The organism is Propioniferax innocua (genome assembly GCF_006716235.1).
GTDB lineage: Bacteria > Actinomycetota > Actinomycetes > Propionibacteriales > Propionibacteriaceae > Propioniferax > Propioniferax innocua.
Window position 1 is genome coordinate 802,540 of sequence record NZ_VFOR01000001.1, and the last position, 17,029, is coordinate 819,568.

15 protein-coding genes are annotated in these 17,029 nt (G+C 65.4%); 10 read left to right on the forward strand and 5 right to left on the reverse strand.

Going from position 1 to position 17,029, the window contains the following annotated elements:
• Nucleotides 1-14 precede the first annotated feature (14 nt).
• Together FB460_RS03740 and FB460_RS03745 are read right to left on the reverse strand one after the other, a co-directional pair.
• Entirely contained in the window at nucleotides 15-404 is a 390-nt protein-coding gene (locus FB460_RS03740; RefSeq protein WP_170209931.1) for a DUF5130 family protein, read from the reverse strand.
• On the reverse strand, nucleotides 391-720 hold the full coding sequence (locus FB460_RS03745; protein WP_142092740.1) for a hypothetical protein: 330 nt from the start codon (nucleotides 718-720) through the stop codon (nucleotides 391-393). Before FB460_RS03745 ends, FB460_RS03740 begins: the two co-directional genes overlap by 14 nt.
• Before the next feature lie 181 nt (nucleotides 721-901).
• Between FB460_RS03745 and pyrR the strand changes: the two genes are divergently transcribed.
• The 6 genes from pyrR (at nucleotide 902) to FB460_RS03775 (ending at nucleotide 7,043) form a co-directional block, all read left to right on the forward strand.
• A complete protein-coding gene (pyrR, locus tag FB460_RS03750) occupies nucleotides 902-1,450 on the forward strand; it encodes a bifunctional pyr operon transcriptional regulator/uracil phosphoribosyltransferase PyrR (RefSeq protein WP_142092741.1) in 549 nt (182 codons plus the stop codon).
• Nucleotides 1,447-2,391 (forward strand): aspartate carbamoyltransferase catalytic subunit, encoded by a 945-nt coding sequence (locus FB460_RS03755; RefSeq protein ID WP_142092742.1) that lies wholly within the window; start codon nucleotides 1,447-1,449, stop codon nucleotides 2,389-2,391. The genes pyrR and FB460_RS03755 overlap by 4 nt, the downstream gene beginning before the upstream one ends.
• Nucleotides 2,388-3,662 carry a dihydroorotase gene (locus FB460_RS03760; protein ID WP_142092743.1) on the forward strand — a complete coding sequence of 425 codons (1,275 nt, stop codon included), beginning with the start codon at nucleotides 2,388-2,390 and terminating at the stop codon, nucleotides 3,660-3,662. Before FB460_RS03755 ends, FB460_RS03760 begins: the two co-directional genes overlap by 4 nt.
• Nucleotides 3,662-4,078, forward strand: coding sequence for a globin (locus tag FB460_RS03765; protein WP_142092744.1), 417 nt, complete (start codon nucleotides 3,662-3,664; stop codon nucleotides 4,076-4,078). Before FB460_RS03760 ends, FB460_RS03765 begins: the two co-directional genes overlap by 1 nt.
• Nucleotides 4,075-5,781 carry a glycoside hydrolase family 13 protein gene (locus FB460_RS03770; RefSeq protein ID WP_142092745.1) on the forward strand — a complete coding sequence of 569 codons (1,707 nt, stop codon included), beginning with the start codon at nucleotides 4,075-4,077 and terminating at the stop codon, nucleotides 5,779-5,781. Before FB460_RS03765 ends, FB460_RS03770 begins: the two co-directional genes overlap by 4 nt.
• Before the next feature lie 86 nt (nucleotides 5,782-5,867).
• Nucleotides 5,868-7,043 (forward strand): neutral zinc metallopeptidase, encoded by a 1,176-nt coding sequence (locus FB460_RS03775; protein WP_142092746.1) that lies wholly within the window; start codon nucleotides 5,868-5,870, stop codon nucleotides 7,041-7,043.
• A 14-nt stretch (nucleotides 7,044-7,057) separates the two neighbouring features.
• Here the strand turns inward: FB460_RS03775 and FB460_RS03780 are convergent, their stop codons facing one another.
• A complete protein-coding gene (locus FB460_RS03780; RefSeq protein WP_142092747.1) occupies nucleotides 7,058-7,930 on the reverse strand; it encodes an acyl-CoA thioesterase in 873 nt (290 codons plus the stop codon).
• A complete protein-coding gene (locus FB460_RS03785; protein ID WP_142092748.1) occupies nucleotides 7,930-9,789 on the reverse strand; it encodes an AMP-dependent synthetase/ligase in 1,860 nt (619 codons plus the stop codon). Before FB460_RS03785 ends, FB460_RS03780 begins: the two co-directional genes overlap by 1 nt.
• A gap of 190 nt (nucleotides 9,790-9,979) precedes the next feature.
• On the opposite strand from FB460_RS03785, the gene FB460_RS03790 reads away from it, so the two are divergent.
• Nucleotides 9,980-10,438: a MarR family winged helix-turn-helix transcriptional regulator gene (locus FB460_RS03790; RefSeq protein WP_142092749.1), complete on the forward strand. Its 459-nt coding sequence runs from the start codon at nucleotides 9,980-9,982 to the stop codon at nucleotides 10,436-10,438.
• Nucleotides 10,435-13,230, forward strand: coding sequence for an FAD-binding and (Fe-S)-binding domain-containing protein (locus tag FB460_RS03795; RefSeq protein WP_142092750.1), 2,796 nt, complete (start codon nucleotides 10,435-10,437; stop codon nucleotides 13,228-13,230). The genes FB460_RS03790 and FB460_RS03795 overlap by 4 nt, the downstream gene beginning before the upstream one ends.
• 44 nt (nucleotides 13,231-13,274) lie before the next feature.
• On the opposite strand, the gene ettA is transcribed toward FB460_RS03795, so the two are convergent.
• A complete protein-coding gene (gene ettA / locus FB460_RS03800; RefSeq protein ID WP_142092751.1) occupies nucleotides 13,275-14,957 on the reverse strand; it encodes an energy-dependent translational throttle protein EttA in 1,683 nt (560 codons plus the stop codon).
• Nucleotides 14,958-15,156: 199 nt separating this feature from the next.
• On the opposite strand from ettA, the gene ectA reads away from it, so the two are divergent.
• Both ectA and ectB read left to right on the forward strand, forming a co-directional pair.
• Complete coding sequence (ectA, locus tag FB460_RS03805; RefSeq protein ID WP_142092752.1) at nucleotides 15,157-15,651, forward strand: diaminobutyrate acetyltransferase; 495 nt, start codon at nucleotides 15,157-15,159, stop codon at nucleotides 15,649-15,651.
• Nucleotides 15,652-15,737: 86 nt separating this feature from the next.
• On the forward strand, nucleotides 15,738-17,006 hold the full coding sequence (gene ectB / locus FB460_RS03810) for a diaminobutyrate--2-oxoglutarate transaminase (RefSeq protein WP_142092753.1): 1,269 nt from the start codon (nucleotides 15,738-15,740) through the stop codon (nucleotides 17,004-17,006).
• The last annotated feature ends 23 nt before the right edge of the window (nucleotides 17,007-17,029 follow it).

A 17,029-nucleotide genomic window follows, 5' to 3' on the forward strand; every position in this document is an offset into this window, starting at 1 on the left:
CGCACGTCAGACAATCACTGCTCGCTGTAGGCGTGCAGCTTGGGAGGCTTTCTGGCGCTCTCACCGAGCTGGCGGATGCCCTTCTCCAGACCACCGAGGATGTTCCCGGCGGCGAAATCGCCGGACATCGAGACTGCCGCGAGGTTTGCCTGATCGTCGCTGACGCTCCGCCCGGCGATGCGCCCAGTCACGATCTCGAGAGCTCGCGAGGTGGGATCGCAGAGGATCAGAACCGACTCCTCCGGGCTCTCAAGACGGCTGTGCAAGGCGCGGGCGTGAAGATGCGGGTCTCCCTCGGCCGGCCCGAGGAACAGCGAGAAGGTGACCTCCGAGGACTCCTCGGCGTCACGGATGGCCCGCTTGAGGTTCTCGATCTGACCAGGGCTCAGCTCACCAGCGGACACTGGTACCTCCTGTGGATTCAGCGGCGGCGTCGGCGGTTGCCTTGACCTCGTCACGGATCTCCTCGCCCGACGCCTCGGCTGCGAGTTCCTTGGGGTCCTCATCGGCGGCCGAGCCCAACCACAGGGCCTCGGTGCCCTCCAGGGAGCTCTGCCCACGTGAGCGTCGCACGAGCCACGGACCGAGGGTCAACATGGCAAGGACGGCTCCGAGCACCACGGGGACGCCCACCAACAGGGCAAAGAGCAGGAACCAGTCGGTCTCGGGCGTCGCCGGCCACCCGGGCATGCTCAAGGGAGTCAGCAATGTCTCAGTCACGTGCCCTACCGTAGTGCAGAAGCCCGGTGCGCGGCACCTTTGGACTCGCGGGAGAATATTTCCGACAGGCTGAACAGGGCCACTGGACCGGCCCACACAGGCCAGAAGACGACAGGCCAGAAGACGACAGGCCAGAAGACACAGGCCAGAAGACGACACAGGCGAGAAGTGGTGATGCGGGATGACTGCGCGTGTGGTGATGGACGCCGCCGAAGCGGATCGGGCGTTGCAACGTATGGCTCACGAGGTCCTCGAGGCCAACGGTGGCGTGGATGGCTTGGTGATTCTCGGCATCCCCACCAGGGGCGTACCACTGGCCGAGCGTCTGGCCGCCGCGATCGAGCGGGTGGAGGGCGTACCTGTCCCGGTCGGGCAGATCGACATCACGATGTACCGTGACGACCTGCGTCGCCACCCCACCAAGGCGTTGGGGCCGACGCGCATCCCTGTGGAGCTCGAGCGCCATGTGGTGGTGCTGGTGGATGACGTGCTCTTCTCCGGCCGGACGGTGGCGGCTGCGCTGGATGCGCTCAAGGACATCGGGCGGCCGCGCGCGGTACAGCTGGCGGTGCTCGTCGATCGGGGCCATCGCCAGCTCCCGATCCGTGCGGACTGGGTCGGCAAGGACCTTCCCACGGCCGCGGACGAACATGTGGCCGTGGCCCTCGCCGAGGTCGACGGTGAAACGGCTGTGACCATCAGCCGACCGGGAACGGAAGGGATTTCGTGAAGCACCTGCTCTCCATCAACGACCTGGACCTCACCGGCGCCACGACGATCCTCGATGACGCCGAGGAGTTCAGCGAGGTCCAGCAGCGGGACATCAAGAAATTGCCCACGCTGCGCGGGCGCACCGTCGTCAACCTGTTCTTCGAGGATTCGACCCGGACACGTTCCTCCTTCGAGATCGCCGGAAAGTGGCTCTCGGCTGATGTCATCAACATGTCCGCCAAAGGCTCTTCGACCTCCAAGGGCGAATCCCTGCGCGATACCGCGATGACGGTGGCGGCGATGGGCGTCGACGCCCTGGTCATCCGGCACTCGGCCTCCGGCGCTCCGTCACAGGTCGCCGGTTGGGTGGACTGTGGCGTGGTCAACGCCGGTGACGGCATGCATGAGCATCCAACCCAGGCCCTGCTCGACGCCTTCACCCTGCGGCGCCACCTGCGACGTGTCCACGGCCCCGACGCCTCGTTCGCCGGATGCCGCGTCGCGATCATCGGTGACCTGACGCATTCACGCGTCGTGCGCAGCAATGTGCTCCTGCTGAACCTGTTGGGCGCAGAGGTGACGCTGGTGGCACCACGCACGTTGATGCCGTCCGGGGTTGACGCCTGGCCGGTGACGATCGCCGATGATGTCGATGACGTACTCCCCGAGATGGATGCGGTGATGCTGCTACGGGTGCAGCGCGAGCGCATGAGCGGCGGTTTCTTCCCCACTCCCCGGGAGTACACCATCGGCTACGGCATGACGAGGGATCGTCTGCAGATGCTGCGACCCGAGGCGGCGATCATGCACCCGGGTCCGATGAACCGCGGGCTGGAGATCTCATCCGACGCCGCCGATGGAGCAGCGTCCCGAATCCTCGAACAGGTCGCCGCCGGTGTGGCGGTCCGCATGAGCGTCCTGTACCAGGTGCTCGGCGGGAATCAGGAAGGTGAACGATGACCCGCGATCTGCTGCTGACCCAGGTCGGCCTACCCGACGGCACCACCGCCGATCTCGCGATCAGCGCCGGTCGGCTCGTGGAGCCAGGTGATGTGAACGATCCACAGCGCGTCGACGCCGCCGGTCTCACGGCACTGCCCGGGCTGGTGGACCCGCACACGCATCTCCGCGAACCCGGCCGTGAGGACGCCGAGACGATCGACACCGGCACCCGGGCGGCGGCCCGTGGAGGATTCACCGCCGTGTGCGCCATGGCCAACACCAACCCCGTCACCGACACCGGCGAGCAGGTGGCATGGCTGCATCAGGCGGCACGTGGCGCATCGGCCCAAGTGGTGCCGATCGGCGCCGTCACCAAGGGGCTGAAGGGCGAGGAACTGGCGGAGCTTGCTCTCATGGCGCGCGCCGGCGTTCGTATGTTCTCCGACGACGGGAAGTGCGTCCATGACGCACGGCTCATGCGTCGAGCGCTGGAATACCTCGGCGATGTGGGGGGCGTGATCGCACAGCATGCGCAAGATCCCCGTCTCGCGGGCCCCGGCGCCTGCTGCCACGAGGGCGAGGTGTCAGGACGCCTGGGGCTGGCAGGTTGGCCGGCGGTGGCCGAATCGGTGATCGTGGCTCGGGACGTGCAGCTCGCCCAGCTCACCGGGACCCCCGTGCACGTGTGCCACGTCTCCACTGCTGAAACCGTCGAGGTACTGCGGTGGGCGAAGGCCAAGGGCATGCCCGTGACAGCCGAGGTGACCCCCCATCATCTGATGCTCACGGTGGCCGAGGTGGAGGGATACGACCCCACCTACAAGGTGAATCCACCGTTGCGCACCGAACCGGATCTGTCGGCGCTGGCCGACGCTCTGGTGGATGGCACCATCGACATGATCGGCACCGACCATGCTCCCCACGCCGACCATGACAAGGCCCATGCCTTCAGCGACGCCGCCTTCGGCATGCTCGGCCTCGAACAGGCCCTGGCCGTGGTGGTGGAGCTGTTCGTCAACACCGGGCGGCTCGACTGGGCCGGGGTGGCCGAACGCATGTCGCATGCCCCCGCCCGGCTGGCCCGCATCACCGAGCAGGGCCGGCCACTTCGGATCGGTGAACCTGCCAATCTCTGCCTCGTCGACCCCACGGCGCGGGCCACGGTGGATCGCGCGGCGTCGGCGTCGTTGTCCCGAAACAACCCGTGGCACGGCCGGGATCTGCCCGACCCCGTCGTCGGCACGTTGTGGCGCGGGGAATGGACGTACGCACAGGAGGGGCTGCTCTGATGGCCGGGCCTGCACAGCAGCGCACCTACTACGAGGCGATGGGCGGTCACGAGACCTTCGCGGCCATCACGAAGCGCTTCTACGAGCAGGTGGCCGCCGACCCCGAGTTCCGCGCCATGTACCCCGAGGAGGACCTGGGGCCCGCAGAGGAGCGTCTGCGCATGTTTCTGGAACAGTACTGGGGCGGCCCGACGACGTACCAGGACCGGCGCGGCCATCCGCGTCTGCGCATGCGGCACATCCCTTTCAAGGTGACCCCGACCGCCCGCGACACGTGGGTGCATTACATGACCACGGCCGTCAACGAAGTGGAGATGCAACCCGATATGCGGGCGACCCTGCTCGACTATCTCTCGCGAGCGGCCACTGCCATGATCAACTCTCCCGAAGACGACGCACCAGAGGAGACCGAATGACAACACACCGCGCATTGACCGAAGGACCCTGGTGGCGCGATGCGGTGGTCTACCAGATCTATCCGCGTTCCTTCGCCGATGGAAACGGTGATGGCACCGGTGATGTCACCGGCATCATCTCCCGACTCGATCATCTGGCCGACCTCGGCGTCGACGCGATCTGGATCAGCCCGTGGTATCCGTCGCCACTGGCCGACGGTGGTTATGACGTGGCGGATTACCGTGACATCGATCCACGCTTCGGAACGCTCGACCAGGCCGACGAACTGATCGCAGCAACTCATGAACGCGGCCTTCGCATCATCATCGATCTGGTCCCGAATCACTCCTCCGACGAGCACGTGTGGTTCCAGCAGGCGTTGGCCGCCGGCCCCGGATCACCCGAACGGGACCGCTACATCTTCCGCGACGGACGCGGTGACTCCGGCGAGATTCCGCCGAACAACTGGCGGGCGATGTTCGGTGGGCCTGCGTGGGAACGCGTCGTGGACGCCGACGGCAACCCCGAACAGTGGTACCTGCACATGTTCGACATCAAGCAACCCGACTGGAACTGGGAGAATCCCGAGGTCGTCGCCGAGTTCGACGATGTGCTGCGCTTCTGGTTCGACCGGGGCGTCGACGGTTTCCGTGTCGACGTGGCCGATTCGATGGGCAAAGCCACGGGACTTCCCGATGTGGACCTCGACGCTGAAGGACTGCCGAGCCTCGCCAAATACCCCGGAAGCCCGATGTGGGATCAGCCGATCCTGGAAAGCATCCAGCGCCGCTGGCGCGCCATCGCCGACGAATACGCCGAATCCGAGCTGGGGCCACGTGTCTTCGTTTCCGAGGCCTACCTCTCCCCTGCACCCCGGTTGGCCTCCTACGTCGCACCCGGGCGTCTGCACACCACCTTCAACTTCGACGCACTCCTGTGCGAGTGGACCGCCGCATCCCAGCGCAATGTGATCACCAACGCCCTGGCCGCCCATGAGGAGGTCGGGGCCGCCTGCACCTGGGTGCTCGGCAACCACGACAACGTGCGTGTCGCATCCCGCTTCGGCAAGCCGGTGACCGGCGTCCCCTTCGACGCCGAGGGCGCTGCGGTGCCCGTCCCCGGTTTCAACAAGGACGACACCGGCCACCTGCCGACCGATCTGGTGGTGGGACGCCGCCGAGCCAGGGCTGCCGCCCTGCTCGAACTCGCGCTGCCGGGAGGGGCGTACATCTACCAGGGTGAGGAACTGGGCCTCGACGAGGTGGAGGATCTTCCGGAGTCGGTGCTGCAGGACCCCACGTGGGAGCGTTCAGGGCACACGATCCGGGGCCGTGACGGTTGCCGCGTGCCGATCCCGTGGTCGGGTGACCGCCCGCCCTTCGGTTTCAGTTCCGAACCGGTCACCGCGGAACCCTGGTTGCCGATGCCGGACTGGTCGGCCCACAGCGTCGAGACGCAGGAGGCCGACGACAGCAGTTTCCTGTGGCTGTACCGCCGAGCCCTCGCCGCGCGGCGTCATGACCCCGCGCTGGGGGACGGAACCCTGACGTGGAACGACAGCGGTGCCGATGTGCTGGACTTCAGTCGCGAACCCGGCTTCCGGTGCGTGGTCAACTTCGGTGACCCGATCGACCTTCCCGAAGGTGAGGTCATCCTTGCTTCCGGCCCCTTGGCCGATGGACGTCTGGGCAGTGATCAAGCGGTGTGGCTTCGTACCGACTGACCTTCCCGGAACAATTCCGAGCGTCCTTCCGGTAACCATGCCCATCACCGGCTATCGTCCGCTCAGGAGATTCTCAGGGGGATGACATGTCATTCGGTTCAGGGCCCTTCGGTCAGGGCCACGTTCCGTCGGACCATCCGTTCGGGACAGGAAACAACCCTCCGCAGAATCCCTTCATCCCGTCTGGACAGCAGTACGGGCCGTCTGGACGGCAATACGGACAGCAGTACGGCCAGCAATACGGACAGCCGTTCTCGCAGCAACAGATGCCGGTACCACCTCAGATGCCGGTGCCACCTCGTCGGCGACGCATGGCTCCTGTGCTCATCATCGCGAGCATCGCGGTCGCACTGATCGTCATGGGCGTGGGTGCCATCGTGTTCCTCGGCCACCGGACCAGCACCCAGGCCGCACAACCGGGCGAGCCGGTTCCCCCAGTGCCGAGTGTCGACGATCCCGCTGCCCCGCGAGCAAGCGCACCACCATCGTCCACACCGACGCCGACACCGACACCGACACCGGAGAACCCGAACTTCCGACGTGACCTGCTGGAGCCCATCCCGACCGGAGACGTCCTGCCCGGTCGCGAGGTTCTCACCGACAACCCGCTGTACGAGCTCCCGGTGGACGACCACCCCTGTGATGTGGAGCTGAAGCCGTTCAGCAACGATCATGACTCCGAGCTGGAAAGACTCACACCGGTGTTCGACTGTGCCGAGACGATCCATGCCTCGGCGCTGGAGCAGGTCGGCGAACCAGAACCGCACGGGCCGGTGTTCGACTTGTACGCCGACCCCCACTCCACCGAATGCGGCGAGACGCAGGAGGTCTGGACCGGCGTCTACTGTTCATCGGAGCGTTCGGTGCGTCTGGACATCGCGTGGGCTGCGAGTCTTGGAGATGACTATCTCCCCGCCTACGGATACGGCTACATGATCATCTTCCACGAGTACGCCCACCACGTGCAGAACCGCGTCGGGATCTTCATGGCGTACAACACCGAACCATACGGTTCCACCGAGGAGAACATCCGGCGCGGCGAACTGCAGACCGAATGCATCGCCGCGATCGGAATGGCCCGTGCCGGGTATGTGGACGACGAATGGCGTGACGCCTACCGGCGTGCCGGGGAGAACTCCGAGAACGACTCCACCACCCACGGCTCGGCCCAGAACAAGGCCTACTGGACACATCGCGGCTGGAACGCCGAGACCTACGGCGACTGCAACACGTGGATCGCGCCGTCAGAGTTGGTGGCCTGACCCGATCTTCTGGTTCATGCCCCCATCAACGCGGCGGATTCATCGACGCTGAGAGGCTTCGGCCGCCCCTCGGCGTCGATACGCACCAGCGTCACCCACTGTTCGGCCAGGACGCTGGCCTGGTCGTCCTTGTCGCGCAGGAGAATCGCCCGCATGTCGAAGGACGAGGAGCCGACCCGCGTGACCGCACTGCAGATGGTGTAGGGCTCACTGCGGAACGGTGCCTGCTCGCGGTAGCGCAGATCGCTCCGGGCCACCACGACCACCATGTCGCGCAAGGCATCCACCTCATCGATGAACCCGATCCGGGCCTCCTGGAACAGCTCGAAGTACTGGGCATTGTTGATGTGCCCGTACGCATCGACATCGGACCAACGGCTCTCGACCTCGAACCGATGCATCCGTTCAGGGTCATCGGGTTCAGGGCCATCGGCACGTGCCAGAGGCCGCAGGGCATCGGGTTCCCCCGAGACCGAACGCAGGTAGTCACCGACGCCGGCAGGAATCCGCAGGATGCGTCCGGTCCGCAACGCCACCACCGCCATGAGACTGCGGGCCAGACACGCCACCTCTTTGTCGGCGATGATCTCGTACCAGATCGTGAAGCGTGCAGCACCGACCTGCGTCGTCCCCAGACGCACCTCCACCTGCTGTCCCAGGAAGATGGGCCGTTTCCACTCCACCTGAAGCTCCGCCACCACGGTGCCGACCGGGCCATCGGGTCCGTCGGTCGGCCCGAGCAGGTCCGTTGCCGCAGGGGTGCTCTGCCACCACAGGGCACGTGCCTGTTGGAGCAGGTCGATGAACACGACATTGTTCATATGACCCAGCTGATCGATGTCCCCCCATCGAATCTGCGCATGGTGGGTGAAAGCGGCAGTGGCCATCAGGCTTCCTCGTCGTAGAGTGAATCGATCAGCGCGCGATGCGCGGCCTCCACCGTACGACGCTTGATCTTCAGACTCGGGGTGACGTGGCCGTCCTCCAACGACAATTCCTTCTCCAATATCGCGAACCGTTTGATGGTCTCCCAGCGCTCCAGTTCCTCATTGGCCCTGTCGATGTGTTCCTGCACCATGGCGATCACCGCAGGGTGTGTGGCCAGCTCTGCCGGGGTGAGAGACGCAAGGGCGGTGTCCGGCTGTTCTGCGGCCCATGCGCTGATCGCTTCGGGATCCAGCGTCAACAGAGCCGTCACATACTTGCGCTGTTCGCCGTGGATGATGACCTGCGAGATGTAGGGGCAGGCCGCCACCACAGCGCCCTCCACTTTCTGTGGTGCGACGTACTTTCCACCCGAGGTCTTGATGAGATCCTTCTTGCGGTCGGTGATCATCAGACGCCCCGCCTCGTCAAGACGACCGATGTCACCGGTGTGGAACCAGCCATCACTGAACACCTCGGCGTCGAGATCGGTCCGATTGTGGTACCCACGCATGACGGCAGGCCCCTTCACCAGCACCTCGCCATCGTCGGCTATACGCACCTGCGAGCCGGGCACGACGGCACCGACCGTTCCCGGATTCGGTGATTCCGGGGTGTCCACGAACGACACCGCGGCGGTCTCGGTCATGCCGTAGCCCTCGATCACCTTCAACCCCGCAGCAAGGAACCACCGCTGCACATCGGCATTCAGCTTGGCCGACCCCGAGACCATGAACCGCATGCGTCCACCCAGTCGTTCCTGAAGCTTGGAGAACACCAGTTTCTGGGCCACGGCGTACTGAGCCTTCAACAGAGGCGGGAGAGGCCTGCCCGCCAGTCGGTGGGGAATGGTTTTCTCCCCGACGCCGAATGCCCAGCCCGCAATGTGTTTCTTCACTCCGCTGTTGGACGTCATCATGACCTTGTTGCGGACCTTCTCGAAGATCCGCGGCGCACCACACATCACCGTGGGACGCACCTCACCCAAACCGTCGACGATACGTTCGATGCGCCCATCGACCGCCGTGACACAGCCTGTCTCCACGTGGATGGCGATGAGGGCCTTGCCGAACACGTGCGAGAGCGGAAGCCACAGATAGTGCACGTCGTCGCGCACCATGAGTTCTCGGCGCCGCACCGCGGCGGCCAGATATGTCCACGCGTCATGGGTGAGTTCGACGCCCTTCGGCTGGCCCGTGGTACCGGAGGTGTAGATCAACGTCGACAGATCTTCGGGACGCGATCCGGCGATGGTATCCCCGACGCAGGAAGGATCCTCCTCGCGATGGCGTCGGCCCATGTCACGGAACTCGTTCCACGTGTACACGCGCTCATCCGGGTCGCTGCCGTCGAACAACACCACCGCACGGAGATTCTGATACAGCGCGTCGTGCTCACGAAGCTTGGTGAGCTGTTCGGCATCCTCCAAAAAAGCGCAGCGCGTTCCGGAGTCATCGATGATGAAAGCGACATCGGAGTGGCTGGTGGTCGGATAGACCGTCGTGGTGGCACCCCCGGCGCACATGATGGCCAGATCGGCGAGGATCCATTCCAATCGCGTGTTGGACGCGATACCCACGCGCTCTTCACGTTCGATGCCCAATCGCAGGAGCGCGGCGGCAACGTCGTACACGATCTCACCCGCCTCACCCCACGTCATGGACAGCCAGGTGTCGTCAGCCGACGGATGGAGAAAGGCATCAGCGTGCGGGGTCTGCGTGATCCGACTTTGGAACAACGCTCCGAGCGATGACTCTCGCGCTTCGATGTGGTCGTGTTCTTCAGAGGTCAGGCGTTCGGTGCCCGTGCCTGTGGGTGTCATTCATGCCTCCTTTGGCGAATGGCTGGCCACGTAACGGGCATCCTAGGGCAATCGAAGCACTCCGGGAACATGAAGAGGACGCGCCGACTCGGGGGGATGCGGCGCGTCCTCGGGATACAACTCTACTCCCTTCACGATTGACCGGTCAAACACCCTGCGCGAGAAAAATCAAAGCCGATAGGATCGTCGGGTGGAGCAAGACGTGCAGTGGTTGAGCGATGACGAGCAGGCGATCTGGCGTGCCTACCTCCAAGGCGTGGCACGCGTCGACCAGTACCTCGACGATGACCTGCGCAAATTCGGCATCGATCTGGGCGAATACGAGATCTTGGTGTGCCTCAGTGAGGCTCCACAAGCCCAACTGCGAATGTCCGATCTCGCACAGCAGGCCAACCAGTCCCGCTCGCGTCTGACCCACACCGTGACGCGCATGGAGAATGACGGCCTGGTGACCCGCTCCGCCTGCCCCGACGACCGCCGTGGCGTCTGGGCCACACTCACCGATCAGGGTCGAGAACTGCTCCTGCGTGCCGCACCGAGCCATGTCGCCGCAGTCCGCCATATCCTCATCGACGCCGCTGGTGACGACCTCGACGCACTCGGCCGCGTCTTCTCCACCGTGCTCGCGGTCAAGGACGATCCGGCATGACCATCCAGGCCCTCATCGATGCGTTGAACGGTCAGGGTCACCGGGACGTCATCGACACCTCCACACTGACTCGTGCCCTCCACACCAGCGACGCCTCGCTCTACCGGGTCGAGCCGCAGGCCGTGGCCACGCCCCGCTCCACCGACGAGCTCATCGCCGTGGCCACCACCGCCATCGAACTCGGGATCCCCATCACGCCGCGCGGCGCCGGCACCTCATGTGCAGGGAACGCCGTGGGGCCGGGGTTGATCATCGACACCCGCCGGCATCTCCAACGCATCCACCACATCGACCCCGAGGCACGGACCGCCATCATCGACCCCGGCGTCATCCAGGCCACACTCACCGCAGCCGGGCAGGAACACGGCCTCCGTTTCGGGCCCGACCCATCGACATTCACCCGCTGCACAGTCGGCGGCATGATCGGCAACAACGCCTGCGGACCGCGCGCCCTCGGTTACGGCCGCAGCGCCGACAACGTCGTACGACTCAAGGTGGTCACCGGCACCGGCGAGCTTGTCGACACCGCAGCACCGCCGACCTCGCTCACCGAGCCGCTGCATGAACTCGTGAACAGCAATCTGGGGCTGATCCGCACCGAGTTCGGACGCTTCACCCGGCAGGTCTCCGGCTATTCGATGGAGCATCTGCTGCCGGAGAACGGCTTCGCGCTGGGCCGCTTCCTCTCCGGCACCGAGGGAACGCTGGGCGTCATCACAGAGGCCGAGGTGCGGCTCGTGGCCGACGCCCCCATCCGCAACGTGCTGGCCCTGGGCTACGCGACGATGCCCGAGGCCGCCGATGCGATCACCCGCATCCTGCCCTTCCGTCCGACCGCCGCCGAAGGGCTGGACCGACGCATCGTCGATGTCGTGATTCGGGCCAAGGGCGCCTCGGCGGTCCCCGACCTCCCACGTGGTGACGGCTGGATGTTCGTGGAACTCGTCGGCGAGGACGCCGAGGAGGTGGCGGAGCGCTCCCGTGCCCTACTGGAGGCAGCGACTCCCTTGGACGGGTGGATCGTCGAAGACGCCGCCGAGGCGGCCCGCCTGTGGCAGATCCGGGCCGATGGCGCAGGGCTGGCGGGAGTCAGCCTCGCGCGTCCGGCCCATGGTGGTTGGGAGGACGCCGCCGTGCCGCCGGAACGACTGGGCGAGTACCTGCGGGCTTTCGACGCTCTCCTCACCGAACACGGGCTCGAGGGCCTGCCCTACGGGCACTTCGGAGACGGCTGCGTGCACTGCCGCATCGACTTCCCGCTCGATCTGCCCGACGGCCCGGCGGCCTACCGCCGTTTCGTGACCGAAGCGGCCGAGTTGGTGGCCGGCTTCGGCGGTTCCATGTCGGGTGAGCACGGTGACGGTCGGGCGCGCTCGGAGCTGTTGGAGACGATGTACTCGCCCGAAGCACTGGCGCTCATGCGTGGCGTCAAGCACATCTTCGATCCGCACGGCGTCATGAACCCCGGTGTGCTCGTCGACCCCAACCCACTCGATGCGTCCATGCGCGTTCCCCAGACCCGAGGGTCGCTGCTGGCTCGGACCAACCCCGAGTTCGTCGAAGCGGTGCACCAGTGCACCGGGGTTGGCAAATGCATCGCCGACAACAGCTCCAGCGGTGGCGTCATGTGCCCGAGTTATCGGGCCACGGGGGAAGAGAAGGACAGCACCCGCGGCCGAGCCCGTGTACTGCAGGAGATGGTCAACGGTTCCCTGCTCACGGGACGCCGTGCCGGCGGCTGGGACTCCCCCGAGGTGCATGAGGCCCTCGATCTGTGCCTGTCATGCAAAGGCTGCTACAGCGATTGCCCGACCGGGATCGATATCGCCTCGTACAAGTCGATCGTGCTCGACGAGTCCTATCGGGGACGCCTGCGTCCCCGCTCCCACTACGCGATGGGCTGGCTGCCACGCTGGGGCCGAACACTCGCCAAGCTGAAGCTCGGCGGGCTCGTGAATCGCATCGCCGATGCTCCGGGGCTCGGCGCCCTGGTCAAGTGGTCTGCCGAGGTGGACCAACGTCGCACCCTGCCGAAGTTCGCCGTGGGTTCCAACAAGACGCGAGCCCAGGTGCCCGCGACGAGCGGAACCCCCGTGGCGATCTGGGTGGATTCATTCTCCGACTGCTTCGAGTTCTCCGGGCTCGAACCGATGGTCAAGGTCCTCATCGCCGCAGGTTTCGCCCCGAGGATCATCGACAAGAAGGCCTGCTGCGGTCTGACGTGGATCTCCACCGGCCAGCGCGACGGTGCCCGCAACCAGTTGCGTCAGGCCCTCGATGTGCTCCACCCATATGTGGAGGCCGGAATCCCCGTGGTGGGGGTCGAACCCTCATGCACCGCCGTGTGGCGCACTGACGCACTGGAGCTGCTTCCCGACGATCCGCGGGTACCGGAGGTGGCCGAGAACGTCCTGACGCTGGCCGAGATCCTGACCCGATCGGAGGATTACCGCGTCCCGGATCTGACCGGGCTGAAGGTCGTCGCGCAGCCACACTGCCACCATGCATCAGTGCTGGGTTGGGCGACCGACCGGCGTCTGCTGGAGAAGGCCGGCGTCGAGTTGACGACCGTGGCCGGATGCTGCGGACTGGCCGGGAACTTCGGCGTCGAGAAGGGCCACCACGAGGTGTCGGTGGCCGTCGCGGAAAACGATCTGCTACCCGCGGTACGTGCTGCCGGACCCGACGCGGTGGTCCTGGCCGATGGGTTCTCGTGCCGTTTCCAGCTCGAGCAACTGGAGGGACGCCGCGCCGTCACCCTGGCTGAGTTGCTGACCGGATCGAACTGCTGACCGGGTGGGCGACCGACTGATCGCCCACCCGGCCTCAAGGCCCGTCAGCCGCGCGTGAGGCGGCGGTGCGTGCTCGCGTGCGGACGCGCTGCCTCGGCACCCAGGCGATCGATCTTGTTGGCCTCGTAGTCGGCGAAGTTGCCCTCGAACCAGAACCACTTGCTCTCGTCCTCGGGTGTGCCCTCCCACGCGAGGATGTGGGTGGCGACGCGGTCCAGGAACCAACGGTCGTGGGAGATGACCACGGCGCAGCCCGGGAACTCCAGGAGCGCATCCTCCAAGGACTGCAGGGTCTCGACGTCCAAGTCGTTCGTCGGCTCATCGAGCAGCAGCAGGTTGCCGCCCATCTTCAGCGTGAGCGCAAGGTTCAAACGGTTGCGTTCACCGCCGGAGAGCACCCGGCTGGGCTTCTGCTGATCGGGCCCCTTGAAACCGAACGACGCGACGTAGGCACGCGAGGGCATCTCGAAGTTCGCGACCTTGATGTAGTCGAGCCCATCGGAGACGACCTCCCAGACGTTCTTGTCGGGATCCAGACCACCCCGGCCCTGATCGACATAGGAGATCGATACCGTCTTGCCCACGCTCAGCTCACCGTCATCGGGCTGCTCCTCGCCGACGATCATCTTGAACAGCGTCGACTTGCCGACACCGTTCGGACCGATGATGCCGACGATGCCCGAGCGCGGCAGGGTGAACGACAGATCCTTGATGAGGGTCCTGTCCCCAAAACCCTTGGTCAGGTTCTTGGCCTCGAGCACATCGGTGCCCAAGCGGGGGCCCGGCGGGATGTTGATCTCGGAGGTGTCGATCTTGCGGTTGCGCTCGGCCTCGGCCGCCATCTCCTCGTAGCGGGCCAGACGCGCCCGGTTCTTGGCCTGGCGGGCCTTGGGGCTGGAGCGAACCCATTCGAGTTCCTTCTCCAGGATCTTGGCGCGTTTGGCATCCTTCTGACCCTCCACCTTGAGGCGCTCACGCTTGGTGTCGAGGTAGGTGGAGTAGTTGCCCTCGTACGGGTGGAGACGCCCACGGTCGATCTCGCAGATCCACTCGGCCACGTTGTCCAGGAAGTAACGGTCGTGCGTCACGGCCAGAACCGCACCGGGGTAGGTCTTGAGGTGACCCTCGAGCCAGTGCACCGACTCGGCGTCAAGATGGTTGGTGGGCTCATCGAGCAACAGCAGATCGGGCTGCTCCAGAAGCAGTTTGCACAGCGCCACGCGTCGACGCTCACCACCGGAGAGCACATCGACCGACGCGTCCTTCGGCGGGCAGCGCAGCGCATCCATGGCCTGCTCGAGCTGCGAATCGATGTCCCAGGCATTGCGGTGATCGAGTTCGGTCTGCAGCTCACCCATCTCTGCCATCAGGGCGTCGAAGTCGGCGTCGGGCTCCCCCATAGCCATCGAGATCTCTTCGAAACGGGCGAGCTTGCCCTTGACCTCGGCCACGGCCTCCTCGATGTTCTCCCAGACCGTCTTGCCTTCGGTGAGGGGCGGCTCCTGCAGCAGGATGCCGACGCTCTTGCCCTTGCCGAGCATGGCCTCACCATTGTTGGCCTTCTCCAGACCCGCCATGATCTTGAGCATCGTGGACTTACCGGCACCATTGGGGCCCACCACCCCGATCTTGGCGCCCTCGAAGAACGACAGCGTCACGTTGTCGAGGATCACCTTGTCACCGACCGTCTTGCGGACGTTGTGCATGGTGTAGATGAACTCGGGCATTCGAACATCCTTCCCTACGGGGTGAGGTGATGCGACGGGGTTACCGCGCCGATGCTAGCGCGTCGACACTCATGCGCCAGCCGCCCCACACGACTTCACTCGCCGCGAGCGGTCTCGCGCGGAACTATCACAGCCGGGAACAGGCCTCGCAGGTGGGTTGTACAGACTTCCGGCTCCGACCGGGTAATCTGCATGAGCGATGACTGTCGAACTGCGACACCCGACCATTGACGATGGCGCCGCTGTGTGGCGCCTGGCGAGAGACTCCAAACGTCTCGACCTGAACACGCCCTACGCGTACCTGATGTGGACGCGCGACTTCCACTCCACCACCCTCGTGGCCGAGATCGACGGTGAACTCGGCGGCTTCGTCACCGGCTACATGCGCCCGGACGAACCCGAAACCGTCATGGTGTGGCAGATTGCGGTCGACGCCAAGTACCGCGGGCGAGGCATCGCCGGGCGGCTCCTCGATGAGCTGGCCGCGCGCACCGGAGCCACGGCGCTGGAGACCACGATCACCGATGACAATCCACAAAGTCAGGCGTCGTTCGACAAATTCGCCCAACGGCACGGTGCCGAACGCACGGTCACACCGTTGTTCGAAACCGAACACTTCCCCCACGAGGACGAGTTCAAGCCGGAGCTGCTGCACCGTATCGCTCCACTGCACCCCACCGATGCCACTGGCTGAGCCCACTCAACCGGTGGTGTCACGCCCAACTTTCCGTCAATCAATTCACACCAGACGGGCGAGACACGCCCAGTCCGAGGAGGAACATGTCCACGCAGCCCAACGACAGCCAGGCCGAGATCTTCGAGCGCCTTGAATCCGAGGTCCGGAGCTACTGCCGCAACTGGCCGGTGGTCTTCGACCGGGCATCCGGCTGTGAACAGACCACCGAGGACGGCGTCACCTATCTCGACTTCTTCTCCGGAGCGGGCGCGCTCAACTACGGGCACAACAACCCTGTGCTGAAGCAGGCCATGCTCGACTACTTCTCCGAGGATCGCGTGATCCATTCGATGGACATGTTCTCGGTGGCCAAGCGCACCTTCCTCCACCAGTTCGAGGACATCATCCTCAAGCCCCGCAACATGAACTACCGCGTCATGTTCACCGGCCCCACCGGCACCAACGCCGTCGAGAGCGCGCTGAAGCTGGCACGCAAGGTCACCGACCGCACCCAAGTGGTCTCGTTCGTCAACGCCTTCCACGGCATGACGCTCGGTTCGCTGGCCGTCACCGGCAATGAGATGAAGCGTCAGGGCGCAGGTATCGCACTGCACCACACCACCGTGGCCCCCTACGACGATTACCTCGACCATGACGGGCACGACTTCGACTGGCTGCGCCGCGTTTGGTCGGACGCCGGATCCGGCATCGACCTCCCTGCCGCCGTCATCGTCGAAGCGGTCCAGGGTGAGGGTGGGCTCAACGCCGCCCGCATGGAGTGGCTGCGCCAGCTCGGTCAGCTCTGCAAGGAGTTCGACGTGAAGCTGATCCTCGACGACATCCAGGCGGGCTGCGGCCGAACCGGCACGTTCTTCTCCTGGGAGGAAGCCGGTATCGAGCCGGACATGATCACGTTGTCGAAGTCGCTCTCCGGCCTCGGTCTTCCCATGGCCATCGTGCTGCTCAAGCCCGAACTGGATGCCTGGCAGCCCGGCGAACACAACGGCACGTTCCGTGGTTTCAACCCCGCCTTCATCACCGCGACCGCCGCGCTCGAGGAGTACTGGCGCGATGACTCGTTCGCCGCCACGGTGCGCGAACGCAGCGCGCAGTTGAAGGCCGGGCTCGAGAAGATCGCCGAGGAGCACGGTGCGGCGTCCTACCGCGGACGTGGCCTGCTGGCCGGCATCGGCTTCGAAACACCGGAATTGGGCAAGGCCGTCGCCACCGAGGCCTTCGAGCGCAAGCTGCTGGTGGAGACCTGCGGCGCACAGGACGAGGTCGTCAAGACCATGCCGCCGCTGACGATCTCGTCGGAGGACCTTCAGCGTGGCATCGACATCCTGGCCGACGCGGTCAAGGCCGTCGCCTGACCACTTCCCCATCACCCCTGACG